Origin of the sequence: Streptomyces klenkii (assembly GCF_003626645.1) — a bacterium.
Classification (GTDB): domain Bacteria; phylum Actinomycetota; class Actinomycetes; order Streptomycetales; family Streptomycetaceae; genus Streptomyces; species Streptomyces klenkii.
The window spans coordinates 1-1,229 of the sequence record NZ_RBAM01000121.1 but is presented as its reverse complement, the minus strand read 5'-3'; the positions used below and the strand labels follow the sequence as shown (position 1 = coordinate 1,229).

The window sequence follows — 1,229 nt, the reverse complement described above, 5'->3', positions numbered from 1 at the left end:
ACCGGGCCCGGCCCTGGCGTTCGGGGACCCGCTGCGGGTGCGGCAGATCCTGAGCAACCTGCTGACCAACGCCCTGCGCCACACGCCGCCGGGCGCCGCGATCGCCGTCCGCACGGCCACGGGCCCGGGGGGAACGGCCGTGGCGGAGGTGGCCGACACGGGCCCCGGTATCCCGCCCGAGCACGCCTCCCGCGTCTTCGACCGCCTCTACCGCGCGGACCCGGCCCGCCCCCACGACGGCGGCACGGGCCTGGGCCTGTCCATCGCCGCCGCCCTGGCCCAAGCCCACGGCGGCACCCTCACCCACGCCCCGGCCGAACCCCACGGCGCGACCTTCCGCCTGACTCTGCCGCCACCGCCGCCGGAGCGGGAGCCGTGAAGGCGGCGGGCCGTGCTCAGGGCGTGCGGAGGGCGCCGCCGTCCACGGGGAGGGTGAGGCCGGTGAGGTAGGAGGCGGCCGGGGAGAGGAGGAAGGCGGCGGTGCGGCCGAATTCCTCGGGGGTGGCGTAGCGGCGCAGCGGGATCGCCTCCAGGGCGCGGGCGCGGGCCGCCTCGTCGGCGCCGGCGTCGAGCTCGCGCATCCGGTCCGTGGCGACCCGCCCCGGCAGGAGGCCGAAGACGCGGATGCCGGCCGGGCCGAACTCGTCCGCCATGTCCTTGGCGACCATGGCGAGCCCGGGGCGCAGGCCGTTGGAGATGCCGAGGCCCGGGATCGGGGAGCGGGCCGAGGAGGAGAGCACCAGGCCCACCGCGCCGCCCGCCGCGAGGCGCCCGATGACGGTCCTGGCCGTGCGCACCGCGCCGAGGAAGACCGACTCGAACGCCGCCCGCCACTGCTCGTCCCCCGCCGAGGCGGCCGTCCCCGGCGGCGGCCCGCCGACGGAGACCAGCGCGCCGTCCAGCCGCCCGAAGCGTTCCAGCACGGCGGCCACCAGCCGTTCCGCCGCCTCGGGGTCCCCGAGGTGCGCCACCGCCCCGGCCGCCCGGCCCTCCGCGCCGCCCAGCCTCTCGACCGCCGCGGCCACGTTCCGCTCGTCGCGCAAGGAGATCAGCACCCGGGCGCCGTCCGCGACCAGGGCCTCGGCCGTCGCGAAGCCCAGGCCCTTGCTGCCGCCGGTCACGACGTAGACGCGCTCCGCCAGTCCGAGATCCACTCCACCACGCTCCTCGCTCCGCACCGCAGATGACTGCGGCCATACTCCCAGCGGACGTTCAGGCGGCACGCAGCG

General features: G+C 78.2%; 2 protein-coding genes. One reads left to right on the top strand and one right to left on the bottom strand.

What is annotated here, in order from left to right; all coding sequences use genetic code 11:
* The coding region (locus D7231_RS35090) for a sensor histidine kinase (protein ID WP_147449897.1) at positions 1 to 379 on the top strand (379 nt) is incomplete at its 5' end.
* 16 nt (positions 380 to 395) lie between these two features.
* Here the strand turns inward: D7231_RS35090 and D7231_RS35085 are convergent.
* Positions 396 to 1,154 (bottom strand): SDR family oxidoreductase, encoded by a 759-nt coding sequence (locus D7231_RS35085; RefSeq protein ID WP_120760420.1) that lies wholly within the window; start codon positions 1,152 to 1,154, stop codon positions 396 to 398.
* Positions 1,155 to 1,229 lie beyond the last annotated feature (75 nt).